Origin of the sequence: Bradyrhizobium sp. A11, from assembly GCF_042077125.1 — a bacterium.
Taxonomy (GTDB): Bacteria; Pseudomonadota; Alphaproteobacteria; order Rhizobiales; family Xanthobacteraceae; genus Bradyrhizobium; species Bradyrhizobium japonicum_B.
The window spans coordinates 1,330,150-1,356,483 of sequence record NZ_CP149509.1 but is presented as its reverse complement, the minus strand read 5'-3'; the positions used below and the strand labels follow the sequence as shown (position 1 = coordinate 1,356,483).

General features: G+C 65.3%; 22 protein-coding genes. 7 read left to right on the top strand and 15 right to left on the bottom strand.

All coding sequences use genetic code 11. The features are described from left to right. Positions 1–173 precede the first annotated feature (173 nt). Together WI560_RS06240 and WI560_RS06235 are read left to right on the top strand one after the other, a co-directional pair. Entirely contained in the window at positions 174–419 is a 246-nt protein-coding gene (locus WI560_RS06240) for a GlsB/YeaQ/YmgE family stress response membrane protein (protein ID WP_375307297.1), read from the top strand. A gap of 106 nt (positions 420–525) precedes the next feature. Beyond that, on the top strand, positions 526–1,368 hold the full coding sequence (locus WI560_RS06235; RefSeq protein WP_375308784.1) for an AAA family ATPase: 843 nt from the start codon (positions 526–528) through the stop codon (positions 1,366–1,368). Between the two features lie 1,020 nt (positions 1,369–2,388). Here WI560_RS06235 and WI560_RS06230 read toward each other — a convergent pair. The 4 genes from WI560_RS06230 to WI560_RS06215 form a co-directional block, all read right to left on the bottom strand. Beyond that, a complete protein-coding gene (locus WI560_RS06230; RefSeq protein ID WP_375307296.1) occupies positions 2,389–4,035 on the bottom strand; it encodes a GMC family oxidoreductase in 1,647 nt (548 codons plus the stop codon). A 117-nt stretch (positions 4,036–4,152) separates the two neighbouring features. After that, entirely contained in the window at positions 4,153–4,746 is a 594-nt protein-coding gene (locus tag WI560_RS06225) for a GNAT family N-acetyltransferase (protein ID WP_375307295.1), read from the bottom strand. Between the two features lie 201 nt (positions 4,747–4,947). After that, positions 4,948–5,874 carry an SMP-30/gluconolactonase/LRE family protein gene (locus WI560_RS06220; RefSeq protein WP_375307294.1) on the bottom strand — a complete coding sequence of 309 codons (927 nt, stop codon included), beginning with the start codon at positions 5,872–5,874 and terminating at the stop codon, positions 4,948–4,950. Between the two features lie 136 nt (positions 5,875–6,010). After that, on the bottom strand, positions 6,011–6,868 hold the full coding sequence (locus tag WI560_RS06215) for a GyrI-like domain-containing protein (protein WP_375307293.1): 858 nt from the start codon (positions 6,866–6,868) through the stop codon (positions 6,011–6,013). A gap of 177 nt (positions 6,869–7,045) precedes the next feature. On the opposite strand from WI560_RS06215, the gene WI560_RS06210 reads away from it, so the two are divergent. Next, entirely contained in the window at positions 7,046–8,149 is a 1,104-nt protein-coding gene (locus WI560_RS06210) for a mandelate racemase/muconate lactonizing enzyme family protein (RefSeq protein WP_375307292.1), read from the top strand. Positions 8,150–8,157: 8 nt separating this feature from the next. Here WI560_RS06210 and WI560_RS06205 read toward each other — a convergent pair whose 3' ends face one another. Next, positions 8,158–8,511 (bottom strand): hypothetical protein, encoded by a 354-nt coding sequence (locus WI560_RS06205; protein ID WP_375307291.1) that lies wholly within the window; start codon positions 8,509–8,511, stop codon positions 8,158–8,160. A gap of 184 nt (positions 8,512–8,695) precedes the next feature. On the opposite strand from WI560_RS06205, the gene WI560_RS06200 reads away from it, so the two are divergent. Then, positions 8,696–8,920, top strand: a complete 225-nt coding sequence (locus tag WI560_RS06200; RefSeq protein ID WP_257176967.1) for a hypothetical protein — start codon at positions 8,696–8,698, stop codon at positions 8,918–8,920. 281 nt (positions 8,921–9,201) lie between these two features. Here WI560_RS06200 and WI560_RS06195 read toward each other — a convergent pair whose 3' ends face one another. After that, positions 9,202–9,858: a glutathione S-transferase family protein gene (locus WI560_RS06195; protein WP_375307290.1), complete on the bottom strand. Its 657-nt coding sequence runs from the start codon at positions 9,856–9,858 to the stop codon at positions 9,202–9,204. A 158-nt stretch (positions 9,859–10,016) separates the two neighbouring features. Between WI560_RS06195 and WI560_RS06190 the strand changes: the two genes are divergently transcribed. Next, on the top strand, positions 10,017–11,240 hold the full coding sequence (locus WI560_RS06190) for a polyhydroxyalkanoate depolymerase (RefSeq protein WP_375307289.1): 1,224 nt from the start codon (positions 10,017–10,019) through the stop codon (positions 11,238–11,240). A gap of 3 nt (positions 11,241–11,243) precedes the next feature. Here WI560_RS06190 and WI560_RS06185 read toward each other — a convergent pair whose 3' ends face one another. The 8 genes from WI560_RS06185 to WI560_RS06150 form a co-directional block, all read right to left on the bottom strand. Next, positions 11,244–14,618: an adenylate/guanylate cyclase domain-containing protein gene (locus tag WI560_RS06185; RefSeq protein WP_375307288.1), complete on the bottom strand. Its 3,375-nt coding sequence runs from the start codon at positions 14,616–14,618 to the stop codon at positions 11,244–11,246. 316 nt (positions 14,619–14,934) lie between these two features. Then, positions 14,935–15,450 carry a hypothetical protein gene (locus tag WI560_RS06180; RefSeq protein WP_375307287.1) on the bottom strand — a complete coding sequence of 172 codons (516 nt, stop codon included), beginning with the start codon at positions 15,448–15,450 and terminating at the stop codon, positions 14,935–14,937. Positions 15,451–15,789: 339 nt separating this feature from the next. Then, positions 15,790–17,658: an ABC transporter ATP-binding protein gene (locus WI560_RS06175; RefSeq protein ID WP_375307286.1), complete on the bottom strand. Its 1,869-nt coding sequence runs from the start codon at positions 17,656–17,658 to the stop codon at positions 15,790–15,792. Between the two features lie 231 nt (positions 17,659–17,889). Next, positions 17,890–18,816, bottom strand: a complete 927-nt coding sequence (locus WI560_RS06170; protein ID WP_375307285.1) for a 2-hydroxyacid dehydrogenase — start codon at positions 18,814–18,816, stop codon at positions 17,890–17,892. Between the two features lie 7 nt (positions 18,817–18,823). Continuing rightward, positions 18,824–20,152, bottom strand: a complete 1,329-nt coding sequence (locus WI560_RS06165; RefSeq protein WP_375307284.1) for an NAD(P)/FAD-dependent oxidoreductase — start codon at positions 20,150–20,152, stop codon at positions 18,824–18,826. Positions 20,153–20,191: 39 nt separating this feature from the next. Continuing rightward, the gene (locus WI560_RS06160; protein ID WP_375307283.1) at positions 20,192–21,067 is read right to left on the bottom strand and encodes an ABC transporter permease; all 876 of its coding nucleotides are present in this window, start codon (positions 21,065–21,067) and stop codon (positions 20,192–20,194) included. Between the two features lie 4 nt (positions 21,068–21,071). Further along, positions 21,072–22,022, bottom strand: a complete 951-nt coding sequence (locus tag WI560_RS06155) for an ABC transporter permease (protein WP_257176958.1) — start codon at positions 22,020–22,022, stop codon at positions 21,072–21,074. Between the two features lie 27 nt (positions 22,023–22,049). Further along, positions 22,050–23,741: a peptide ABC transporter substrate-binding protein gene (locus WI560_RS06150; protein WP_375307282.1), complete on the bottom strand. Its 1,692-nt coding sequence runs from the start codon at positions 23,739–23,741 to the stop codon at positions 22,050–22,052. Between the two features lie 218 nt (positions 23,742–23,959). On the opposite strand from WI560_RS06150, the gene WI560_RS06145 reads away from it, so the two are divergent. Continuing rightward, positions 23,960–24,589, top strand: coding sequence for a cupin domain-containing protein (locus WI560_RS06145; protein ID WP_028138170.1), 630 nt, complete (start codon positions 23,960–23,962; stop codon positions 24,587–24,589). A gap of 7 nt (positions 24,590–24,596) precedes the next feature. Here the strand turns inward: WI560_RS06145 and WI560_RS06140 are convergent, their stop codons facing one another. Continuing rightward, the gene (locus WI560_RS06140) at positions 24,597–25,622 is read right to left on the bottom strand and encodes an AraC family transcriptional regulator (protein ID WP_375307281.1); all 1,026 of its coding nucleotides are present in this window, start codon (positions 25,620–25,622) and stop codon (positions 24,597–24,599) included. Between the two features lie 190 nt (positions 25,623–25,812). Between WI560_RS06140 and WI560_RS06135 the strand changes: the two genes are divergently transcribed. Further along, positions 25,813–26,262: a cupin domain-containing protein gene (locus WI560_RS06135; RefSeq protein WP_024339447.1), complete on the top strand. Its 450-nt coding sequence runs from the start codon at positions 25,813–25,815 to the stop codon at positions 26,260–26,262. Positions 26,263–26,334 lie beyond the last annotated feature (72 nt).

Here is a 26,334-nt window from a genome sequence, read left to right as displayed (position 1 = left end):
TGCCCCATCGCCCCCTCACCCGATTTGCTCCGGACGACGCTTCGCATCGCCAGGAGCATCGACCTCTCCCCGCTGGGGAGAGGTGAAGCGCGAGCGCGGCGATTCAGCGTGGACCCAAGCGCTTTTTGCTCTAGAATTGGCGTCCTCACGGGGTTGTCTTGGGGACGTATGCAATGGGAATTCTCGCAGCGCTCATCATCGGCGCGATCGCAGGCTGGCTCGCGGGCAAGATTGTCCACGGGGCGGCATTTGGGCTGATCGGCAACATCGTCGTCGGCATCATCGGCGCGCTGGTTGCGAGCTGGGTGCTGCCCCAGCTGCACATCCAGCTCGCGACCGGCACGGTCGGCGCGATCGTGGACGCCACCATCGGCGCGGTGATTGTGCTCGTCATCCTTTCGCTGATAAAACGGGTCTGAAAGCCTGACCGAACCAGGAACGGCCGCCATGAGCGGCCGTTCGCTTGTCGTGACCAAGGCAGCGACATTGGCATTGCCTCACGACGACGACCAACAAGGACGCGCGATGAAATTTACCGGCACCAAGGACTATGTTGCGACCGACGATCTCAAGGTCGCCGTCAACGCCTCGATCGTGCTGGAGCGCCCGCTCCTCATCAAGGGCGAGCCCGGCACCGGCAAGACGGTGCTGGCGGAGGAAGTGGCGAAGGCGCTGAACGCGCCGCTTCTGACCTGGCACATCAAGTCCACCACCAAGGCGCAGCAGGGCCTCTACGAATACGACGCGGTGTCGCGCCTGCGCGACAGCCAGCTCGGCGATGCGCGCGTGTCCGACATCAGGAACTACATCAAGCGCGGCAAGCTGTGGGAGGCGTTCAGCGCCGAGCAGCGCCCGGTGCTCCTGATCGACGAGATCGACAAGGCCGACATCGAATTCCCGAACGACCTCCTGCTCGAGCTCGACCGCATGGAATTCCATGTCTACGAGACCGGCGAAACGATCAAGGCCAAGCAGCGCCCGATCATGATGATCACCTCCAACAACGAGAAGGAGCTGCCGGACGCCTTCCTGCGCCGCTGCTTCTTCCACTACATCAAGTTCCCCGACGCCGACACGATGGGCCGCATCGTCGACGTGCACTTTCCCGGCATCAAGAAGCGCCTGGTGGAAGAGGCGCTGCGCATCTTCTTCGAGGTGCGCGAGGTGCCCGGCCTGAAGAAGAAGCCGTCGACCTCGGAGCTGCTCGACTGGCTCAAGCTGCTGCTCAACGAGGACATGAGCGCCGAGCAACTGCGGGAACGCGACCCGCGCAAGCTGATCCCGCCGCTGCACGGGGCACTGCTGAAGAACGAGCAGGACGTGCATCTGTTCGAGCGGCTGGCGTTCCTGAGCCGACGGGAAGTGTGAGGCTTGAACTTGCTTGCGATAGCGTCCGCTATCGCTCCCATCACCGGTGTCATTCCCCGCGAAGGCGGGGAATCCAGTACGCAGCAGCCTGTCGGCTCAATCACAACGGCCTCTGGAATACTGGATCGCCCGCCTTCGCGGGCGATGACAGCGATTGTGTAGATACAGACACGCCTTCGCGGCCTCGCGGCGCATGTCGCCCGAGCTTTGCTCTCATTCCTCGCCCCAAAATGAAGAGGGCGCAGGGAAGGCCGGGTGCTGACAACGCACCCGCGGTCCGCTGCGCAAAATGCACACGCAGAAGAACCGCACAGCAGCATACAGGTGGTGCCGATCACTCGGCCTTCCCTGCGCGATGGTCGGACGGCTTATGCCGTGCTCTCCCGGGAGCCGAACTTTCCTTCTGGCCTCCCTCGCCCCGCGAATTGGATGATGCAGTCTGCCCGGTTGGGCTCGCTCGCACCTTCGCAAGAGCTTGACCGTAGCAACGACGGCCAGGACCACACGGTTTTGCCGTACGCGCTCAGCGCCGTTCGTCCGCACGCAGGTTTCGGGCTCACAGGGACTACCCGCCCTGCCCATCCCATCTCGTGCCGACGCTGCCGCGTCCACCGCAACCCGGCCCGCGTTTCGAACGACTCGCGAACCGCCCCTCTTCGTCGGGCCGGGCTGTGTCGATCTATGCCGCAATTCCGAATTTCGGTAAAGGGGAATATTTTTGCATGGAGGGGTTGACGCGAGAGCGACACAGCAAGCTTGTAGGGTGGGCAAAGGCGCACTTGCGCCGTGCCCGCCACCTCTACAACATCGCAACAGAAGCGTGGGCACGCTTCGCTTTGCCCACCCTACGTTACTCGCAAGACTTGCGAGCGAGCGCGTGTCCCGGACGCGCTGCAGCGTGCAACGCTGCCGCGCAGAGCCGGGACCCAGACGTCACGTGGAGATCGTGGATAGATGGGCCCCGGCTCTGCAACGCACCCCTAAAGAAGCGCTGCGCTGCGTCCGGGGCACCGCAACCTCCTACGCCACCGCTGCGTCCGGGATGCGTGCGGCTTCCATCGGCTGCTTGCCCCGGATCAGGTCCGAGGCGCGGTCGGCAATCATCATGGTCGAAGCGTTCAAATTCGCCGAGATCATGCGCGGCATCACCGAGGCGTCGATCACGCGCAGGCCCTCAAGCCCGTGGACGCGGAGCTGGTCGTCGACGACCGCCCAGGTGGAATCCGCCGGGCCCATGCGGCAGGTGCAGCCGGGGTGGAAGGTGGTGGTGCCGCGCTCGGTGGCGGCGTGCAGGAATTCGTCGTCGGTGTTGACGTTGGGGCCGGGGAAATCCTCGTAGGCGTAATAGGGCGACAGCGGCGCGGATTTCAGCAGGCGCCGCGCGAGCTTCATGCCGCCCACGATGACGCGGCGGTCGAGCTCGGCGTCGAGATAATTGGTCTGGATGATCGGCGGCGCGAACGGATCGGACGAGCGGATGCGGACATAGCCGCGGCTCTCCGGGCGCTGCTGCCAGGAGGCCACCGTCATGCCGGGCTCGTCCTCGAGCTGGCCCTGCACGCCTTCCTTGTAGGACGCCGGCGTGAAGGTGAGTTGCAAATCGGAGCTCTCCGCGCTCTCGCCGGAGTGCCAGAAGCAATAGACCATGGTCGGCGACAGCGAGAGCAGGCCGCGGCGCGAGGTCGCCCATTTCAGCGCCTCGATCCACAGCGAGACGCCGCGGCGCAGCTCGTTGATGGTCTTGATGTCCTTGACGCGCGCCACCGTGCGCGGCGCGTAATGGTCCTGCAGGCCCTCGCCGACCGGCAGCGCGTGACGCACCGCGATGCCGTGCTGCTGCAACAGATCCGGCGAGCCGATGCCGGAGAGCTGCAACAGCTGCGGCGAATTGTAGGTGCCGCCGGACAGGATCACCTCCTTGTTGGCGCGCACCTCCACCGGCGTGCCGCCGCGGCCGCCCTTGCTGTAGCGGACGCCGACGGCGCGCTTGCCTTCGAAGATGATCTCAGTTGCGTGCGCATGGGTGCGCACATGCACGTTCGGCCGCTTCATCGCCGGCTTGAGGAACGCGGTCGAGCCGGAGACGCGCAGGCCCCTCTCGATGGTGCGTTGGCAGTAGGAGACGCCTTCCTGGGTCTTGCCGTTGTAATCGGGATTGCGGGGAATGCCGAGCGAGACCGCGCCTTCCATGAAGGCTTCGCAGAGCGGATCGCGCCAGTCCATGGTGGTGACGGTGAGGCTGCCCTCGCGGCCGCGATAGGTGTCCTCGCCCTCGCCGACGCGCTTCTCCAGCCGGCGGAAGTAGGGCAGCACGTCGGCATAGCCCCAGCCGCGATTGCCCATCTGCGCCCAGGTGTCGAAATCCATGCGCTGGCCGCGATTGTAGATGTGGCCGTTGATCGAGGACGAGCCGCCCAGCGTCTTGCCGCGCGGCGCATAGATGCTGCGCCCGCCGGTCCACGGCCCGGGCTCCTGCTGATAGGCCCAGTTGATGCTCTTCATATGGAAGGTCTTGATGAAGCCCGCCGGCAGATGGATGTAGGGATGCCAGTCGGACGGACCGGCTTCCAGCACGCAGACGCTGGTGTTCGGGTCTTCGCTCAGCCGGCTGGTGAGCACGCAACCTGCGGAGCCCGCGCCGACGATCACATAATCAAATCTGTCCATGGTCCTTCGGCCGCCCTTAGCGTGTCTCGATATGGGATGAATTGCAGCCGCGCACGCTGACACCTCTCTCCATGGGAGAGGTGATCGAGCTCACGGAGAGATCGGGGCGCATCATGGCTAGCGCGGTTTGTCGTTGAGTTGAAATTCGAGATGCGCCTCCACCGTCGGCCATTCGGCGGCGGTGATGCTGTAGACCACGGTGTCGCGCAGCGTGCCGTTCGGCGCGATCTGGTGGCTGCGCAAAATGCCGTCCTGCTTGGCGCCGAGACGCTCGATGGCGCGGCGGCTCTGGTGGTTGAAGAAATGCGTACGGAACTCGACCGCGATGCAGTTCAGCGTCTCGAAGGCGTGCCGCAACAGCAGCAATTTGCACTGCGTGTTAAGCGGGCCGCGCTGCGCGCTCTTGCCGTACCAGGTCGAGCCGATCTCGACGCGGCGGTTGGCGGCATCGATGTTCATGTAGGTCGTCATGCCGACGATGTTGCCGGCGGCATCGAACACGGTGAAGGGCAGCATCGAGCCCGCGGCCTGCAGGCCCAGGCGGCGGTCGATCTCCTTCGCCATGCCCTCTGGCGTCGGGACCGCCGTGTACCAGAGCTTCGAGAGCTCGCCGTCCTTGACGGCCGCGACCAGCCCCTCGCGATGCTGATGCGACAGCGGCTCCAGACGGGCGTGCTGTCCGCGCAGGGTGATGGGATCGGGCCAGGGCATTGAAGTCTCTCTCCGTTGTCTTTGTGCGGCGAAGCAGCCAAACTGCCAGATCCTCATCCTGAGGAGCGCGGAACGCGCGTCTCGAAGGATGAAGGCCCGGCTGGTGGCCTCGCCCTTCGAGACGCGCGCTAGGGGCGCGCTCCTCAGGGTGAGGGTCTGATACTTGCTTCGCTTGCTCGCAATGACGGTCACTAGCACCGTTTATTTGTTAAGAAAATTGAGCGGCAATCCGCCGCGCGGCCAGTCCATGGCGACCAGCTCGCCCTTGCCTGACAGCGTGATGTAGGCGGTCTTCAGCTCGGGGCCGCCGAAGGCGATGTTGGTGGTGACGCGGTCGCCGGTCGGGACCTGCTCCACCAGGGTGCCGTCGGGCGCGATCACCGAGATGCAGCCGGACACGAGCGTGGCGACGCAGACATTGCCGCCGGCCTCCACCGCGAGCGAGTCGAACATCTGGTAGCCGCCGAGGCCGCAGATCGGCTTGCCCCGCTCGCCGCGATAGATCACATCGCGCGGCTTCAGCGTGCCGGGCGCGGAAAGCTCGTAGGCCCAGAGACGGCCGGTCGGCGTCTCCGCGATATAGACGGTATTCTCATCCGGCGACAGCCCGATGCCGTTCGCCGGCAGGATGCCGTGCACGATCTCGACGAGCTCGGTCATGCCGGGCTTGAGATAATACATGCCGCCGACGTCCATGTCGCGTGCGCGGCGCTTGCCGAGATCGGAGAACCACAGGCCGCCCTGCTTGTCGAACACCAGATCGTTCGGCCCGCGCAGATCGTGCGCGCCGCATTTGGTCACGAGGGTCTCGATCTTGCCGGATTGCAGATCGACCCGCTGGATCGAGCCGCCGAGATAGTCGTCCGGCTGCGGGCCCGGCATGATCATGTTGCGGGTCGGGATCCAGGAGAAGCCGCCATTGTTGCAGATGTAGATCTTGCCGTCGGGGCCGAGCGCGGCGCCGTTCGGGCCGCCGGGAATCTTCGCGACGATCTCCTTGCGGCCGTCGGGATGGACGCGGGTCAGGCGCTGGCCGCGAATTTCCACCAGCACCACCGAGCCGTCCGGCATCACGACCGGCCCTTCGGGAAATTCGAGGTCGGTGGCGAGAACGCGGACGTCAGGCATCGTGAGATCCTCCCGGCTTGTTATGACTTGCACGGGATGTCCGGCACGGCTCCACACGCAAGCTTTGCCTGCGGTTATGGCAAAGTCGCTGCGGCTTGCCAAGCAAGCGGGACGGTATGCCAGCGTTGCGGAAGCTCTATTCCCTCACCGGCACCCAGATCTCGAAGCCGCCATTGCCGGTTACGGGATCGAACGCCGCGCCGTAGCGCTCGAAATTCGGCGCGTCGGCGGCCTCGAGACCCGATGCCGGCAGCCACTGATTCCAGATCGTGTTGACGGTGCGGCGGACCGAGGCGACGTGATCGGCATGGGTGAACACCGCATAACGCTGCCCGGTAATGCGGATGCGCGCGAAGCGGCGCGGCAGATCGGAGAAATCGGCGACCTCGACGCCGGCGATGTAGTCGAAATTGCCGGCATCGTCGCCATTGCAGCAGACGCCGTAAGCGACTTGATCCTTCCCTTGATCTCTTCCTTGGCCGACACGTGCGGGAATGTCGGCGACCTCCTGATGGAAGCGCCGCCACAGGCCCGGGATCATGGCGCCGTTGTCGCAGGCGATGCGCTCGGCGGGACCGGCGACGAGGAAGGCCTTTGCGGTTTCGAAACGCGGCGGGGCGAGATGGTCGAGCATGGTGGAATCCATCAGGATCGGCTCCTGTAGCTTGAGTTGGCTGACGCACGTCGCCGCCCTCACCGCTTCGGGCGTGACACCGAACTGGTCGCGGAACGCGCGGGTGAATGCTTCGTGCGAGCCGTAATCCGCCTCCAGCGCCAGCGACAGGATGTCGGGCGCGCCGTTCGCAAGGCTGCGTGCGGCCTCCGTCAGCCGGCGCGCGCGCACGTAGCGGATCACCGGAAGACCCGTGGCTGCGGCAAACGCACGCACGATGTGGAACCGCGACACGCCCGAGACCGCAGCGATGTCGTCCAGCGTCATCGGCTCGGCCAGATGACTCTCGATATACCAGAGCGCGCGCTGCGCTGGATTCATGGCGGCTAACCCTCGTTCGAAGCGCGGCGATGATGCGCAGGCCATCGGCCGCTTCGCTTGATCGGCATTGCTGTCCCGGCATGAGGATAGACCGGGAATCGCCACTGGCAACGCCCGGTGGTTCACGGCTACATTCCCGAAAGAACCGCTCACCAGAAAGCATGGAGGAACCGCGTCATGGACATCACCGATGTGCGGGCACACCATATCCGCATTCCCTATGATTCCGGTGTCGCGAGCTTCCGCCAGGGAGCTTCCGCAATCACCGCGCTCGACATGGTGCTGGTCGAGGTCTCGACCGATGCCGGACTTACCGGCTGGGGCGACGCCTTCGCCTATGTCTGTCCCCGCACCACGCGCAACGCGGTCGAGGAGATGATCGCACCGCAGGCCCGCGGGCTGAAGGTGCCCGATGCCGCCGGCATCCCCGCCGTCATGGAGCAGATCCAGCGCAATCTGCATCTGTTCGGCCGCTACGGCATCACCATGTTCGCGATCTCCGGCCTCGACATCGCGCTGTGGGACCTTGCCGCCAAGATCGAGGGCGTGCCGGTGCATCGCCTGCTCGGCGAGACCAGGCGCACGGCCATTCCGGCTTACGCGAGCCTGCTGCGGATCGGTACGCCCGACAACATCGCCGCCGAATGCAGGAAAGCGCTCGCGCTCGGCTATGGCGCGATCAAGCTGCACGAGACCACGGCGCCTGCGGTGTTCGCCGCACGCGAGGCGATCGGGCCCGGCATTCCGCTGATGGTCGACATGAACTGCCCGCTCACGGCCGCGCAGGCGATCGCGTTCGCGACGACGTGCCGCGACGCGCGGCCGATGTTCCTGGAGGAGCCGGTATGGCCGCCGGAAGACTTTGCCGCGCTGGCCGAGGTCCGCAGCAAAGGCGGGCTCGACATCGCCGCCGGCGAGAATGCCTGCACGGAGTATCAATTCCGCCAGATGATGGAGGCGGGCGCGGTGAGCCACGCCCAGCCGTCGGTGACCAAGGTCGGCGGCATCACGGAATTCGTGAAGGTCGCCGCGCTCGCCGATCGGCGCGGCGTCAAGATCGTGCCGCACTCGCCTTATTTCGGCCCCGGCCTGCTCGCGACGCTGCATCTGCTGGCGACGCGCGACGACGGGCTTGTGGAGATGTTTCATCTCAAGCGCGAAGCCTGCCTCTGGGGCGGCCGCATCGATGCCGATGCCACCGGCCATGTCGCAGTGCCCTCCGGCCCCGGGCTCGGCTACGAGCCCGATCGCGGCGTGATGGAGCGCTACCGCGTGGCGTGAACGGCGCGCTATTTCGCGTCCTTGGCCGGCGGCGAGTCCTGCTTCTTCTTGATATCCTCGGCCGTCTTCGCTTGGGCGGCCTGGAGGTCGAGAAGCGTCTTCTGCAGGCCGGCGAGGTTCGTCTTCAGCGCGTCGATCTGGCGGTTGGCGGCGTCCAGCTTCTGCTGATGATCGAGATTGAGCTTGGTGATCGTCTTCTGCAGGAAGTCGACATTGCTCTGCAGGCAGGAGGTGCGCCGCTCCATGGTCTTCTCGACCGTGCAGATCTCGATGCCGGGCACGTCCTGCGCGTGCACCGGCGCATGTGCCAGCGTTGCGAGCGGCAACATCGCGAAACATATGCCGGCGTTTCGAAGCAGCATGAAGGGTTCCTCGTCCGATCGATCACGGCAATGTGCGCTTTTTGCGCACAGCCGGGAAAGGCTACCACACTCGTACCGCATTCTCGCGTTGAGCTTGCGCCGTTCCCTCGGACGGGGAACGATGATCCGCACGCGGAGGAAGTGGGCGCTCGTTCCGCGGCTTTGTTTAGGGGAGATTTTCGGAATGGCAACGCGCGATAGACGACTGGCGGAATTCGACGGCGCCGGAGAACCGCCGCCGGGCCTGGCGCTTGAAGTGCTGTGCGAGGACCACAGCGGAACGTATCAATTGCCGTTCGCCTGCCGCTATGTCGAGGGACGCTGGCAGAACCACGAAGCCGGCATCGCGGTCGAGGCCACCGTGATCGGCTGGCGCCTGCCGCGCGTGAAGCATCGCGGGGCCGCCTGAAGCCCCATATCTGTTCCAAAATGCAACGGCGCCGCGCTCCGCTTTAACGAACGGAACGCGGCCCGAACGAATCGCGCCCGAATCAGCCGAATGGCCGTGTACGCAGCTGTTCACGGCTAGATGTCGATGCGGTGAGGGCAGGTGCGTACAATATCTGTGCGGGCGCGGCGCACGGCGTCGGCCGCACGAGAGCGCCAAAGGTTAATGCTGGCAAGGGCATAGAGCGCTCAGGTCGCCGCGGTCGGCGCCGCCCCCGAAACAGGCAAGGCCGCCAGCGCTGCCTAATATTCGACCTCGAGCTCCTCGATCTCGGCGGGCTCCTCCCGCGCCGCTGCGATCCATTCGGCCATCTCGGGCATCGCCATGATGGCGTCGGCATAGGCCTGCAGCTGCGGCTCCAGCTTGACGTCGTAGGTGACGAAGCGCGTCACCACGGGCGCGTACATCGCATCCGCCATGGTGCGCTGGGCGCCGAACAGGAAGGGGCCGCCCGACCGCTCCAGGCAGTCGCGCCAGATCGACCAGACGCGGTCGATATCGGCCTGGGCGCGCGACCAGACCTTGAAGCCGGGAAAACGTCCCTTCAGATTCACCGGCAGCGAGGCGCGCAGCGTGGTGAAGCCGGAATGGATTTCGCCGCAGATCGAGCGGCAATGGGCGCGCTGGATGCGGTCATCGGGCAACAGGCCGGCCGCCGGCATCACCTCGTTGAGATATTCGGCGATCGCCAGCGTGTCCCAGACCACGGCGCCCTCGTGCCGCAGGCACGGCACCAGGATCGACGAGGACAGCAACAGGATCTCCGCGCGCGCCGACGGATCGTCCGGCGCGGTGACGATCTCCTCGAAATCGAGCCCGGAGAATTTCGCCAGCAGCCAGCCGCGCAGCGACCAGGACGAATAATTCTTGCTGCTGATGGTCAGTGTCGCCTTCGCCATATGGCCCTTCCCTGATCCCGCCTCTCCGCCGGCTCGCGGATGTGCCCGTGCCTGCCGTGACGTGAGCAGCAAGCGACGTGCCAATTTTGCAGGCGGTCCGGCCGCCCGGTTTGGCGTCGTTATTGCATAGCAATGCGGGACGGGTGGGCGTTCCAGTTATGATGTCGATGAATTATCAGGCCTTTCAGAACCACATGGACCTGACGGCGCCGTGGCGCGCGGGGGCCTCGTCCGCGCTCAAGTTTCTCAATCTGGTGCCGCAGGGCATGTCGGATCAGCTCATTGGCCGGCTCGCGGCCGCGCTGGAGCTGATCTCACGCTCGACCCTGACCTATCACCGCCCCGCCTACGGCATCGAGCGCGTAACGGTGGGAAATCGCGAAGTGGCCGTCACCGAGGAGATCGCCTACGCGACGCCGTTCGGCTCGCTGCTGCACTTCAAGAAAGACGGGGTCGGCGAGCAGCCGCGCATGCTGCTGGTGGCGCCGATGTCCGGCCATTTCGCGACGCTGTTGCGCGGCACCGTGCAGACGCTGCTGCAGGACCACGACGTCTACATCACCGACTGGCACAATCCGCGCGACATTCCGCGCAGCGAAGGCCGCTTCGGGCTCGACGACTACACCGAGCACCTGATTGACTTCCTGGGCCAGCTCGGGCCGCGCCCGCACATGGTCGCGATCTGCCAGCCCTCGGTCTCGGCGCTCGCCGCCGCCGCGATCATGTGCGAGGACAACCATCCCTCGCGCCCGGCGACGCTGACGCTGATGGCAGGTCCGATCGACACCCGGATCCAGCCGACCCGGGTCAACGAATTCGCGAAGAGCAAGCCGATCGAATGGTTCGAGCAGAACCTGATCAACTACGTGCCGGTGCAATGCCGCGGCGCCCTGCGCAAGGTCTATCCCGGCTTCGTGCAGCTCACCGCGTTCGTCTCGATGAATCTCGAGCGCCACATCAAGCAGCATCTCGACCTCGCCAACCACATTGCCAAGGGCGAGAAGGACAAGGCCGCGACCATCAAGACCTTCTACGACGAATATTTCGCCGTGATGGATCTGCCGGCCGAGTTCTACATCGAGACCGTGCGCGACGTGTTCCAGGAACATTTGTTGCCGCAGGGCAGGCTGATGCACCGCGGCCGTCCCGTGAACACCAAGGCCGTCAGCCGCATGGGGCTGATGACGGTCGAGGGCGAGAAGGACGACATCTGCTCGATCGGCCAGACGCTCGCCGCGCAGGATCTCTGCACCGGCGTGCGCGCCTATCGGCGCGTCCACCACATGCAGGCCGGCGTCGGCCATTACGGCGTGTTCTCAGGCCGGCGCTGGAACAACGAGATCTATCCGCTGCTGCGGGATTTCGTGCACGTCAATTCGTGAGCGTCATCCCCTGCCCCAGGACGTCCGGCCAGGGGAAGCGTCACGTGCCTCATCCGCCTGCGTGAGCAGCTCCCTGGCTTCAACCAACTCCGGAAGATTTCGCTCCGCCTCGAATTCAGCAAGCACGGGATCGAGCACCCGGGATATCGCATCCGCTCGGCCATTTGTCTTGTACAGCCGTGCAAGTTCGAGCGCGCTGCGCAGCTCGAAAGTCCTGGTCTGCTGGTGTCGCGCGATGTCCAGCGCTCGTTCGAAGGCGTCTTCGGCACTGGGTTCGTCCGAAGGATCATGGCGCGACATGAGTTTGCCGCGGACTCGATGCAGCTCGGCATCAAGCCAATGCTGGCCGGATTGTGCCGTGCCGGCGATCAATTCGTTCAGGATGTCCAGCCCGGTCTCGACTTGGCCCAGCTCTGCATTCGCAACGGCGACGTGCATCCCCCAAAACGGTTCGCAGAGATAGCAATCGTTCTCGCGCAGCAAGGTCCAGCCGTGACGCATGTCCGCCAGTCCGGCCATTCGGTCGCCGGCACGCCACTTGGCCAGGCCATTCAGGTAGGTGCCCGCGGCCACGTATAGCGGCATCGTGTGGTCGCGCGCGAGACCGAGCGCCAGGATCGTCTCTGTTTGCTGCAACATGCCCCCGCATACCCCGTCGAACACTGCGCGATGAACCAGCGCATTGGCCTGGGACAGCGCTCGTTTTTCTGCCGGAGCACCCACCGCTTCCGCGGCGAGCCTGCACGCACGAGCGGTGCTGCCCAGCGGCCAGAGCACCAGGGCAAGAAATCTCATGATCACGAACGGCAGATCCAGCGCCGAAGCCCTGAAGGTTGCGGGATCCGGCTCGGCACCATAGATCGCCAGCGCCCGCTCGAGATGCGTTCTCGCAGTCAAGTAATCGCCGGCGAACCAGCAGGTGACGCCGCCCGTCCAATGGGCAACGACGGCGGCCACCGGCGAGTCCGGTCGCCGGTCAGCGGCGCTCCTGATGGCGTCCGCCAGCTCCCGCATCGGAGCGAGTTCGCCCTGCGTCAGGCAGGCATTGAAGAGTCCCGAATGCACCGGCGCCAGCTCAACGGGATCATCGATATCGGCTGCGAACTGGCGGGCACGCGTCCATGCCGCGACCGTTTCGGGAGCACTATGACCGAGGCTGCCCCTGAGTGCACGACCATATGCGATTTGAAGATGCAGCCTGCTCATCATCCGGCGCGGCTCGTCAGGCAACTGATCGGCGATCGCAATGGCCTTGCCGAGATGCGCGATCGCCTCGGAATAGGCCGAGCGTTTCAGTGCCTGCTGGCCCGCCTTGCGCCACCATTCGAGGGCGGCCTCGCTCAGCCCCGCCTCAGTGAAGTGATGCGCCAGGACTTCCGGTTCGGTCTCGGCGACGGCTGGAAAGTTCTCGCGCAGGATCTCGCCAATTCGGGTGTGAAGCACCTGCCGTTTGCTCTTGAGCAGGCTCTCGTAGGCCGCTTCCTGAACGAGGGCGTGCTTGAAACTATAATTTGCCTCGGGCGGAGTCCCACGGCGCAAGAGCAATTCGGCCTCTTCAAGCTGTTCCAGCGCAGCGCTCAGGGTCAGATCATCGCGTCCTGCCACGGTCTTCAGCAGCGCGTACGAAAAGTCGCGGCCGATGGCCGCGCCGATCTGTGCCACCTCCTTGACCGGAGCGAGCCGGTCGAGCCGCGCCATCAGCGAATCCTGCAGCGTCGCGGGGATGGCAAGCGGCGGCAGCGGACTGTTCAGCCGGTAGCGTCCGGCATCCTCGACGAGCAAGCCGGACTCCAGCACCATCTTGGTCAATTCCTCGACGAACAGCGGGATGCCATCGGTCTTGTCGATGATCTGCTTCATCATCTCGCGTGGCAGCTGGCGGCCGACGACTACCTGCTCCACCAGCGCGCGCGTGTCCTGCCGGTCGAGCCGGTCGAGCCGCAACAGACTGACGTTGGCAAGGCCCGACCAGGAGGGCTCGAACTCCGGCCGGGATGTCATGAGCACAAGTATCGGCAGGGCCCTGATCCGATCGACCGCGAGATCGAACAGTTCGAGCGTCGTGGCATCGGCCCAATGCATATCCTCGCAGATGAGCAACAGAGGCTGGCCTCGCGCCAATCCCTCAAGCTGATCGAGAAGGGCGGCAAACGTCTGTCTCCGCTGCTGCGCCGGGCTCAAGCCGAGGGGCGGGTAATGGTCGCCAATGGGAATCGAAAGCAGAGCCGCGATCAGCGGAGTTGCTCGGGCGACCTGCTGGGTTCCCAGCGCCAGCATGGCCTCGAGCTTGTCGAGCTTCTGTTCTGGCGTGTCGTGCAAGCGAATTCCGGCGGCGCGCTCGAGCTGCGCGACAAAGGGATGAAGTGCGCTGTTGGTGTGATAAGGCGAACACTGATACCGCACCCGACGGTGTGTCCCCAGCGAGGGGCTTTCGGACAATGTTGCCACGATGCGCGACTTGCCGATGCCCGCTTCGCCGGAAATCAAAACGATCTGGCCCAAGCCCTGCCATGCCTCCCGCTGGCGCGAGAGAATGAATTCGATCTCGTCCTTGCGGCCGACAAAGCCGATCGAGCGCGCGGCGCGGACCGCCTCGAAGCGGCTCTCAGATGCGCTCGCTCCTTCCACCGCCCAGACCGCGATGGGCTCGCTTATCCCCTTGACCTCGCGGCGGCCGAGATTGCGGAAGGTGAAGAGGTCGCCAAGCAGCCGGCGTGTCGATGAAGCAACGACGACCGCCCCCGGCTCCGCCAGGCTCTGCAGCCGGGCAGCGAGGTTCGGCGTATCGCCGATGGTCGCGTGTTCCTCTGACGCGTCTCCGCTGATGAGGTCGCCGACCACCACGAGCCCGGTCGCAATTGCGATCCGAAGTTCAACCCGTTCGCCCGCGCCTGTCTTGAGCTGGCAGATCGCAGCGATGATATCGAGGCCCGCTCGCACTGCGCGCTCCGCATCATCTTCGTGGGCGCGCGGATAACCGAAGTAGACGAGGATTCCGTCACCGACGAACCTCGCTATCCTGCCGTCGTAAGCGGCGATGACGCGCGCGCATGCGACGCGGTAGGCCCGGATCACTTCCCACAGATCCTCGGGATCGAGACGCGCTGAGAGTGCAGTGGATCCGACCAGATCGCAAAACATAACGGTGAGGTGGCGCCGCTCGGCGTCGTGAGGAGGAGACGGCGACGCGATCAACGCGGCTGGATCGAGCTCGGCAATGGCACGCAGCATCTTGCGGCGATGACCGAGCAGCACCCCGAGCTTGTCAAAGTCCTCGTCCATCAGTTCGGGGAGGATGCCCACATCGATGCCATTCTGGGCAAAACGCTCCGCGTATTGCCCAAGCCCCAGCTTCTCGAGCCACTCCGCAATCTGCATGGCTCCCACCGATCTTGTGACTGGCAGTTAGCAGAATTTTGGACCACGGACGCGCGGGAAGAATATCCCAACGCCGCAATGATCGCACGTCTTGTTTGTTGCGCGAAAATCTAGGTTACTCAGTACCGGTACGGTTTCGATCGGGATACTGCTCGATACGAACGGCTGCGCTACCAAACATCGCTGGCGCGCAGCGTTGGACAGCAGAGGTTGCGATGAGTCGTCATTGCTCATTCCAGACCTGAAGCCGAACCAACACTGCGGCTTGTGCTGACGTACGATGTCAAGCGGACGCTTTTCCGTGAGCGCACGTCCTTCATTGCTCGTTGATGGGCGCTTCGTCGTTGCGAGCCATCGTGCCCGCCGCAACCTGAAGCGAAGAACCAACCACCCAACAGCCGGCTACAAAGGCTATCAGGCCGTTAGGCAGATTCTGATCAAGGACAAGGATGCTGACGGACAGAGTCGCGGCGATCGCTGCACTAAACGTTCCGGCTGCACTCATGATCTCGATCGGCTCGGAACCGTTCCATTCTTCCGAGATGCCCGATGTCGACTTCCGTGCGACATTGCCGGCCAAGTCGATGCCGACATAATAACTGAGAGCTCCGTAGAGCATTGTTATCAGCACGATCCAGCCGCTTTCAAACAGTCCGCCTTTCTGACGCAACAGGGTCGCACCCACATAGAGGCCGCAAGAGGCTCCAACGGCTGCCAGTCCAATTCTTTCAAGGAGATGGGCCGACTTGATCAGACGGGAACGAGGGATCCGAAGACTGCCGACCTGCCTTGTGAGGGAAAATGCGTTGGAAAATGCGCTGCTTATCTTCATCGGGGGCTCCTTCTGAGTAAGTGGCAGCCTACCGGCCGACCCGAATGGAATCTGCCAGGACGCGTTTCTCGATGCCCTTGATTCCAATTCCTGAAAAATCTGTGCTGAGTGATGGGGCTGGCTTGCTCGTGAGCAAGACGAGGAGCCAACCCAAAGCTGCGAGCACGCGGCTGCGCAGGCATTGCATCTCACCCGTGTTCGTCAATCAGGTCCGGGTGCGGCAATTTCTTGCGGAAGTGGTAGTTCAGAAAGGGAGTGAAGGAGTATGAAGCGGTTCACATGCCGCTGTTCCCTGTCGCTCCATCCGCTCACGATTTCCGGAGAATGCGGAGCTCGCAGTCAGCCCGACCACTCCTCGCCCCAAGCCTGCACGACGTGGCCGGGCGAAACTTCGCGATAGTGCCGCACCGGGGGCTGGTAGTCCGGCGCGCGCACCGGGCTTCTGATCTCGTCGTTCGACACGTCACGCCGGGTGCCGCGACGGGAGGGATCGGGCACCGGCACGGCGGCCATCAGCTTCTTGGTATAGGGATGCTGGGGATTGCCGAACAATGCGGCGCGCGGGCCGATCTCGACGATTTCGCCGAGATACATCACCGCGACGCGGTGGCTCATGCGCTCGACCACCGCGATGTCGTGGGAAATGAAGAGATAGGCAAGGCCCATGCTGGCCTGCAGGTCGAGCATCAGATTGACGACCTGCGCCTTGACCGAGACGTCGAGCGCGGAGACCGCTTCATCGGCGACGATCAGCTTGGGCCCGAGCGCGAGCGCACGCGCGATGCAGATGCGCTGGCGCTGGCCGCCGGAGAACTCGTGCGGAAACCGCGCGGCCATGTCGGCGGAAAGACCCACGCGCTTGAGGAGGTCGGCGACCTTGTCGCGCGCCTGGGATGCGGTGGCGAGGCCGTTGGCGAGCAAGGGCGCGGCAATCGCCGTCCCCACCGACATCCGCGGATTGAGGCTCGCGAACGGATCCTGAAAGACGATCTGCATGTGCTTTCGGACGTCGCGCAAGGCGCGGCCCTTCATGGCGAGGACGTCCTGGCCGTCGATCAGCACGGTGCCGCTGTCCGGCTCGGTCAGCTTGAGGATCGAGCGTCCCGTGGTCGACTTGCCGCAACCGGACTCGCCGACCAGCGCCAGCGTCTCGCCGGCCCGCAAGGTGAAGGAGACGTTCTCGACCGCATGGACGCGGCCGGAGACCTTGCCGAACAATCCGGAACGGATCGGAAAGCGCGTGGTGAGGCCGGCGACCTCGAGCAGCGGCCGCTGCGCCGTCGAGACGGTGTCGGGCGTCTCCGCCGGCTCGTCCGAGGCCCCCGTCACCTTGTCGACGACCGGAAACCGCATCGGCCGCGCGCGGCCGTCCATCGAGCCGAGCCGCGGCACCGCGGCGAGCAGCGCGCGGGTGTAGGGGTGCGAGGGCGTCTCGAAGATGCGCGTCGTCGTATCCGTCTCCACCGCCTGGCCGCCATACATCACCACGGTGCGGTCGGCGGTCTCGGCGACCACGCCCATGTCGTGGGTGATGAAGAGGATCGACATCCCCTCCTCCTGCTGGAGCTGCTTCAGGAGCTCGAGGATCTGCGCCTGGATGGTGACGTCGAGCGCGGTGGTGGGCTCGTCCGCGATCAGGAGCTTTGGCTTGCAGGCCAGCGCCATCGCGATCATCACGCGCTGGCGCATGCCGCCGGAGAAGCGGTGCGGATGCTCGTGGAAGCGCGACCTTGCCGCGGGAATGCGGACGCGATCGAGCAGGCGCACGGTCTCCGCTTCCGCCGCCGCACGCGACAGGCCACGGTGCTGGATCAGCGCTTCCGCGATCTGGAAGCCAATGGTGAGCACCGGATTGAGGCTCGTCATCGGCTCCTGGAAGATCATGGCGACGTCGTTGCCGCGGATATCCTTCATGCGCACTTGCGGCAGCGTCAGCAGCTCGCGGCCGGCCAGCGTGACGCGTCCCTCAACACGGCCGATCTCCTGCGGGATCAGCCGCATGATCGACAGCGCGGTCACGCTCTTGCCCGAACCGGACTCGCCGACGATCGCCACGGTCTCGCGCGGCGCGACGTCGAAGGAGACGTTGCGGACGACGGGAATCCATCGTCGCTCGAGCATGAAGGAGGTGGTGAGGCCGGCGACTGACAGCACGGGCTCCTGCGCGCCGGCGGCGAGTTGGTCTGGTCTCGTCGCGCTGTTGCTCATGCGTGGATTCCAACGCCTGCCGCACGGACGGTGCGCCCCCTCCCCCGCCTGCGGGGGAGGGTTGGGGAGAGGGTGCCTCCGCAAGCGAGAACCTCCAAGAGGAGAGAACCCTCTCCCGGCGCTCCGCGCCGACCTCTCCCGCATCCGCCTTCGCCAAGGCTTCGGCGGACAAGAGCGGGAGAGGTAAGAGGAGCCTGCGGCTGCACCAACGTTTTCACCATCATCGCGCCCTCAATATCCACGCGTGCGGTCAACAAGTCCCGGCAGCTCTTCGCCGCGGCGGTGGCGCGCAATCACGTCGAGCACGAAATCGACCGCCGTATCGGGCATCGTCATGCTGGCATTGTGCGGCGTCAGCAGAATGCGGGGGTGGCTCCAGAACGGATGGCCTGGGGGCAGCGGCTCGGGATCGGTGACGTCGAGCACCGCAGCCGACAAGGCGCCGCTGTCGAGCGCCGCAAGGAAATCAGCCTCGACCAGATGCGGGCCACGGCCGACATTGACGAGCCCCGCCCCGCGCGGCAAGCGCGCGAACAGGTCTGCGTTCAGGATGCCGCGGGTCTCGTCGGTCAGAGGCAACAGGCAGATGAGAATGTCGGCCTGCGCAAGGAAGCTTGGCAGCACATCCGCGCCCGCGTAGCAGGTCACGCCTTCGATCTCGCGCGGCGAGCGGTTCCAGCCCGATAGCGGAAAGCCGAATGCCTTGAGGCGTTCGAGCACGGCCTGGCCGAGCTGGCCGAGCCCCATCACGCCGATGCGCCGGCGCCTCGCCGGCGTGATCCGAATCTCACGCCAAACCTGCTCCTTCTGCTGGCCGATGAAATGCAGGAGGTCGCGATGCAGGGCCAGCACGGCCATGGTGACGTATTCGACCATGGTCTCGGCAATGCCGGGCTCCAGCATGCGGACCAGCGGAATGTGCGCCGGAATTGTCGTGGCATCGAACTGGTCGACGCCGGCACCGACCGAGAAGACGAGCTCCAGGTGCGGAAAGGCCGTCGCGAGATGGTCCGGCGGCACCCAGGCCACGAGATAACGCACCGCGGCAGGGTCGCCGATGTCGGGCCAGAGCCGGAACGGCACGTCGGGCGCGCGCTCAGCGAAGAAGCGCGCCCATTCGGCGCCGCGCTCCATGTTGGCCTTGTAGAGAACCGTCATGCGGTCCTCAGAACGGACTGACCGGCGCCAGGCGCCGGCCGTCGATCATGCGCTTGTGGCTGTAGGCGGCGGGATCGACCAGCGGCGTCGCACCGGTGACGATGTCGGCGGCGAGCTTGCCGGCCGCAGGGCCGATGCCAAAGCCGTGGCCGGAGAAGCCGGTGGCGAGGAAGAAGCCGGGCAGCGCATCGACCGGCGAGATCACGGGGATCGTGTCGGGCGTGCAGTCGATGGTGCCGCCCCAGGCTTCCGCGATCTCGATGTCCTTCAACTCCGGATTTGCCTTGATCAACGAGGCAAGTGCGGCATTGACCAGCGACATGTCGGGCGCGGGATCGCGCACGCGCTCGGCCTCGAATGGCGACGGCTTGTCGAAGCTCCAGCTGGTGCCGCGCACGATCTGCTCGAAGAAGGACTTGCCGAACGAGAGCTTCAGCCCGTTCTTGCGATGCAGATAAGTCGGCCAGAACGTGCGCGCGTAGCGGAACAGGTCGGGCGACAGCTCGACCGTGCCGCGGTTGCGCAGCGCCAGCGTGAAACCGCCGTCGAGGCGGCGACGAATGCAATAGAAATCCGTGCCGAGCGCGCCGGAGGTGATCTCCGGTCCCGGCGTGGTCCGGCATGCGGTGGCGTTGACGAGACCGATCGGCAGCTCGATGCCGTGACGCCGGCAGAACAGCGACGACCAGGCGCCGCCCGACAGCAGCACGGCTTGCGTCCGGATGGTGCCCTTCTCGGTGACGACGGCGCTCACGCGCCCGCCGGTCGTCTCCAGCCCGCGCGCGGCGCAGCCCTGGTGGATGGTGACGCCGTGTTTTCGCGCGGCGGCCGCGAGCGCGGGCACGGCCATCGACGGCTCGGCGCGGCCGTCGCTTGGCGTGTGCAGGCCGCCGACCCATGTGTCGGTATTCCCAGGCATGCGCTCGGCAATTTCGGCCGGCGTCAGGACGGTGGAGTGAACCTGCATCTCGCGCGCGACCGCGGCCCAGCGCTCCCAGCTTGCGAGCTCGTCCTTGCTCTTGGTCAGGAACAGTACGCCGGTGCGGCGGAAACCGGCATCGACGCCGGCGTCGTTCTGCATGTCCTCCCAGAGCCGCAGCGCCTCGCGCGCCAGCGGAATCTCCTCGCGCGCGCGGCCCTGCTGCCGGCACCAACCCCAATTGCGGCTCGACTGCTCGCCACCGACATGGCCCTTTTCGACGAGAGCAACCGAATGCCCCTTCTTCGCCAGATGGTAGGCCGCGGAGACGCCGATGACGCCGCCGCCGATGACGACGACGTCCACCTGTGCCGGCAGGCGTTCATCGCTGTTGATACGGTTGAGCGGCGGGGACATGGGGCACTCCTGGAAGCGGTTCGATCGAGATCTGGTTCGTCATGGGATGTTCATGCGCGGATCGAGCGCGTCGCGCAGCCCGTCACCGAGGAAGTTGAAGCTGGTCACCGCCAGCGTGATGGCAACGCCCGGAGCAATCGCGAGCCAAGGCGCGCTGGTGAGATAGATCTGCGCATTGTTGAGCATGTTGCCCCAGCTCGCAGCCGGCGGCTGGATGCCGTAGCCGAGGTAACTGACATAGGATTCCAGCAGGATCGCCTTCGCAACGTTCAGCGTCGCGGCCACCACGATCGGCGCGATCGCATTGGGCACGAGCTCGCGGAACATGATGCGCAGGTTCGACGAGCCAAAGGCGAGCGCGGCGACCGCAAACTCGCGCTCGCGCAGCGACCGCACCTGGGCCTCGACAACGCGGGCAACGGCCATCCAGGCGGTGGCGGCGATCAGCATCGTGGTGGTGACGAGGCCGGGCTCGGTGAGCGCGGCCAGCGCCAGCAGGAGAAAGATGGTCGGAAAGCACAGCACGGCATCGACCAGCCGCATCAGGACCGCACCGACCACGCCGCCATAGAAGCCGGCGAAGGCGCCGACGGCAATTCCGACCGCCATCGCGATCACCATCGCGACGATGCCGATCGAAAGCGAGACGCGGCCGCCCATCATCAGCCGCGCCAGCACGTCGCGGCCGAGCTCGTCGGTGCCGAGGATATGAGCCCCGGACAGCGGCGGCGCGAACCGCTTCATGATGTCGATATAGGTGTCGTCAAACGGCAGCAGATACGGGCCGAACGCCGAGCCGAGCACGAGCACCAGGATGATGATGGCGCCGGCGAGCGCGAGCCGGTGCCGACGGAAGCGCCGCCACGCCGCCTGGCCGGGCGCGAGCTGGACGGTGGAGAGCGCTGCGGTCGCCATCGCTTCAGCCCACCCGGATGCGGGGATCGACGACGGCATAGAGGATGTCGGCCAGCAGCGAGCCGATCAGCACCATGGTCGCCGAGAACATCAGGATGCCCATCACCACGGGATAGTCGCGGTAGCCGATCGAATCGAGGAACAGCCGGCCCATGCCGGGCCAGGTGAACACGGTCTCGGCCACCAGCGCGCCGCCAAGCAGGGTGGGAAACTGCAGGCCTGCCACCGTGATCATCGGCAGCAGCGCATTGCGCAGCGCGTGCACGGTGAGGATACGCCATTCCGGCATGCCCTTGGCGCGCGCGGTGCGGATGTAGTCCTGGTTGATCACCTCGAGCATGGAGGAGCGCATGAAGCGGCCCCACATCGCGGTCTCCACCAGCGCCAGCACCATCGCCGGCGCGATCAGATGATGCAGCAGATCGAGGAAGGAGCCGTCGCCAATGGTGTGCCGGTTGCCGGCCGGCAGCCAGCCGAGCTTCACCGAGAAGACGTAGATGGTGACGAGGCCGAACCAGAATGTCGGGATCGACAGCGCGATCATGGCCCCGACGGTGGCCAGCGTATCGAACAGCGAATAGCGGCGCAGCGCGCCAAGGATGCCGATCCAGCAGCCGAGCAGCACCGCGATGATGGTCGCCGTCGCCATCAGCTCCAGCGTGGCGCCGAGATGCGAGGAGATCACCGACAACACCGCCTCGCCGTCGCGATAGGAGCGGCCCCAATCGCCTTTGAGCATGCGACCGAACCAGTCGAGATACTGCACCGGCAGCGGCCGATCGAGCCCGAGCTGCTTGGTGACGCGATCGAGATCTTCCTGCGTCATCTGCCCGGAGACGGCAAATTGCGACAGCGGGCCACCGGGCGCCAGATGCAGGATGGCAAAGCCGATCGCCGAGACGATCACCAGCAGCATGATCGCCTGCGCCAGGCGGTTGACGACGTAACGGGCCATCTCAGGCTGCCCTGCGCACCTGATCCGTCAGGCCCAGTACCATTCGCGGATGTTCCAGCAATTGATCGAGGTGTTGATGTTGGGCCGGAAGCCTTGCAGCCCCTCCTTCACGCCCTCGGCGATGAAGCCCTGGAACAGCGGCAGGATCGCAAGGTCGTTGCGGATCAGCTTTTGCAGCTCGCCATAGGTGGTCTTGCGCTGCGCCAGATCGAATTGCCTGGCGCCTTGGGCCAGCAGCCGGTCGGCCTCCGCGCTCTGATATTGATAAGTGTTGTAGCCGCGGCCGCCCTTGGCGGGAATGGCGCCGGAGCCGAAGCGCGGCGTCACGTCGGGGTCGCTGCCGAGCATGAAGTTCACGCCGACGATCACCGAATTGAACTTGGATTGCTGCCAGAACTCGCCCCAGATCACGGCCGCCGGCATGTTGTTGACGCGCATCGCGGCGCCGATCGCGCGCCAATCCTGGATCAGGAGCTGCTGGGTCTGCTCGCGCGCCGCATTGCCCGACGTGGTCGAGTTGGTGAATTCGAGCTTGACGCCGCCCTTCTCGCGCACGCCGCCGGCACCGCGCACCCATCCCGCCGCATCGAGCAGTGCGTTGGCCTTGGCTGGATCGTATTTGTGCTGCGGCAGTCCCTGCTGGGACGACCAAGCCTGTTGCGGCACGAAACTCTCGGTCTGCGTCGGCAGGCCGTAATAGAGCGCATCGATGATCGCCTGCTTGTTGATGGCCAGGTACAGCGCCTCGCGCACGGCGCGGTCGGCGAAGGGACCGAACTCCAGGTTAGGCGCGATATGCTCCACCGAGGACGTCGAGGAGACGACGATCTTGCGGCCCTTCAGCGTCTTCGCCTCCTGCACGAAGTTCGGCAGGATGCCTTGCAGGCCGGTGTAGTCGACCTGTCCCGTGCGGAACTGGGTGTAGAGCACGGTCAGATCGGGAATGTACTTGAAGACCACGCGTTCGACGTAAGGCCCTTTGCCGTGATAGCCGGTGTGGGCATTGAGCAGGATGTGGTCGCCGGGCACGCGTTCGCCCCAGCGGAAAGGCCCGGTGCCGACGGGCGCATTGTGGAACGGCGAGGCGTTCGGATCGGACACCTTCTCCAGGATGTGCTTGGGCACGATGAAGGTCAGCGATCCCAGGATCGACATGTAGGGCGAATAAGGCGCTTCCATGCGCCAGTGAATCTCGTCCGCCGCGACGACCTTGATGTCCTTGACCAGGCTGTGGCCGACGCGGCTGCGCGCGCGGAAATTGGAATCGTTGATCAGCTCGAGCGAGAACTTGACGTCGTCGGCCGTGAACGGCGTGCCGTCGTGCCACTTCACGTCGCTGCGCAGCTTGATCTTCCAGGTCAGGCCGTCGGCCGACAGGCCGCCATTCTCGATGGTCGGGATTTCGCGGGCGAGATCGGGAACGAAATTGCCGGCGGGGTCGATGTACCAGAGCAGCGAGAACACCTGCCACCAGACGCCCTGGTCAACCTCGATGCCGGGCATCAAGGGATGAAAGACCGTCGGCTCCTGCGACAGCGCCGCGATCACCTGCCCGCGCGGCTTGTCCGGCGGATTGGAGGGACGTTCGCTCTGCGCAAAAGCGTGGCCTGGAAGCGTCAAACCCGCCGCGGCGCCCGCACCGAGCTGGAACAATTGCCGGCGGCTTGGACTGCCGAAGTGGACTCCGCCAACGCCGAACCTGCCGGTGCTGTCTGCCATGACCAGTCTCCGTTCCCGCACGCGGCACCGTCTCCCGCGCCCCCGAGACCCCGGCAGGGGACAGGAGTGGGCTTTAGTGCTTCTAAATTCTTGAACCAAAATTTCATCACGACTAAATACAGCTGTCAATCGCATTGCTAGTATGCGCGACCTTTTCAATTTGACTTAAGCCTCGCACCGATGCGGCCGAGGCTCATGATGATGCATGGGAGAGCGGCATGGATGGTCGCGGCGACACCAACAGTCCGAAGGACGCCCCGACCAGCGAGGCGGACGATGCGGTCGACCAGCGGCTCGGCGAAACCGTGCGGCTGCTGCGTCAGCGCGCCGGCTTCTCGATCCAGGACGTCGCCAACAAGACGGGCCTCTCCACCGGCATGATCAGCCAGCTCGAACGCGCGCGCGCCATGCCGTCGATCCGGACGCTGCGCCTGCTCAGCATCGCGCTCGACGTGCCGATCTCCTATTTCTTCGAGACCAGCGATCCCGCCGAGGTGCCGCGCTACATCGTGCGCAAGAACAGCCGCCGGCTGCTGCGGCTCACCGCCAGCGGCGTCGTCAAGGAAGCCCTCACGCCCGAAGGCAAGGGCCAACTCGAGCTCTACGAGCTCACGCTCAATCCCGGCGCCTCCTCCGGCACCGACTTCCTGCAGCACACCGGCGAGAAGGCCGGCTACATCCTGTCCGGCAGCCTGCGGCTGTGGCTCGACAACCAGGCCCATGTGCTGGAGGCCGGCGACAGCTTCCGCTTTCCCAGCACCGTGCCGCACATGTTCGACAATCCGACCCAGCAGGCAGCGCGCGTGATCTGGGTGACGACGCTGCGCGAAAATCCCGCGACTGCTTAACGATCCTTTAGCTCAGCCGCCGCCGCAGCGTGGCAGACGGGGTCTCGCCGAATTTTTCGCGGTAGGCCCCGGCCATGCGGCTGAGATGGGTGAAGCCGAGCTCGAACGCGATGTCGGTGACGGAGGCATCGGGCGATCCTTGCGCGAGCCGGGCGTGCAGAGCGGCGAGGCGCATGTCGAGCAGCATCTGCGAGATCGACTGGCCGAAATGGCGGCGGAAGCCGAGCTGGAGCGCGCGGATGCCGATGCCGGAGGCGCAGGCGAGCTGTGCGAGGTCGAGCGGCTCGCCGGCATTGTCCGCAAGATGGTCCCGCGCCGCGCGGAGCGCGCGCGGCAGCCGCTCGCTTCGTCCCGAGAAAGTTTGAATGGCATCCGAGAGGCCATGCGGCTGGCCATTGAGGAGATGATCGAGCAGCATTTCGCGCCAATCGGCCATGGCGATCGCCGACAGCCTGCCGGACGGACCTAGACGCTCGGCGAGCGTCATCAGCTCGGCAAGACGGGTTCGCAGCACCACCCCGGCCGGCGTCTCCAGGTCGATCGCGGGATCGAACTCGACCGTGCCCGATGCCCTGCCCGACAGCGCCGCGGCGCGCTGCTCGACGATGCGACGATCGAGCAGCAGGATAGCCTGCGCGCAGTCGCGCCACATCATCCGGGTCGGGATCGTCGGCGACAGCAGCGACGCCGTCCGCTCCGGCGCGGCCTCGAGCTCGGTGATGCCAGCGCGGATCTGGGCTGTGCCCGCGAGCGGAATCTGCACCAGGAAGAAGCGCTCGAGGCAACCGGGATCGATGCAGACCGATCCGCCGTAGGCGACGTAATTGATGGAGAAACCGTCGAAGGCCGCGCAATTGTGCCGGGCCGAGAAGCCGGCCGCGCGCGCCTGTGCCGGCTTGAGGTCGTGCGGGCAGAAGATGCGTCCGATCTGTTCGGCCGCCTCGTCGACGTCATCGGTGGTGACGCGGGCGAAATCCGCAAGCCGTTCGGCCGCGGACGTCCTTGCGCCCATTTCCAGCACGGCTGCGGACATCGTCGACCACGCTTCGCGTCAGGGAATTACTTTAAGCCTATAATAATTCATCGGACTCGAAAAGGCCGGCCTTGCCAAAATCGTCAATGCTGCACGGCAACAGGCACTTCCCGGATTCGTTTATCGGATAGACAGGCCGCTCCGTGTTGACCGATGCTCCATCCCCGCCGGAATCCAATGGGAGCGCACCATGACTGCACTCGAAAAGGGCATTACCGCCAACGGCACAGGCTACGGCGGCAAGAGCTGGAACATTCTGGGCCAGGTTTATTTCCCCAAGGCCGTCACCGATTCCACCTTCGCGTTCGAGACCAACAGCGATCCCGGCCAGTTCGTGCCGGTGCACATCCATCCGACCCAGGACGAGTTCATCCTGGTGCAGGAGGGCACGCTCGACCTCAAGCTCGACGGACAATGGGTCAAGGCCCATGCCGGCGATCTCGTGCGCATGCCGCGCGGCATCCCGCACGGCTATTTCAACAAGTCCGACAAGCCCTGCCGCGCGCTGTTCTGGGTCTCGCCGATGCAGAAGCTCGAGGCGTTGTTCAACCAGCTGCACAATCTGACCGACCCAGCGGAGGTCGTGCGCATCTCGGCGCTGCACGAGGTCGATTTCCTGCCGCCCGAGGCCAACGACTAGGTTCCTCCTCCACTGTATCCGCTTGCTGGTCCGCCGGCCGCGCCTTGCGGCCGAACGGGGCCGCTTGCGCCC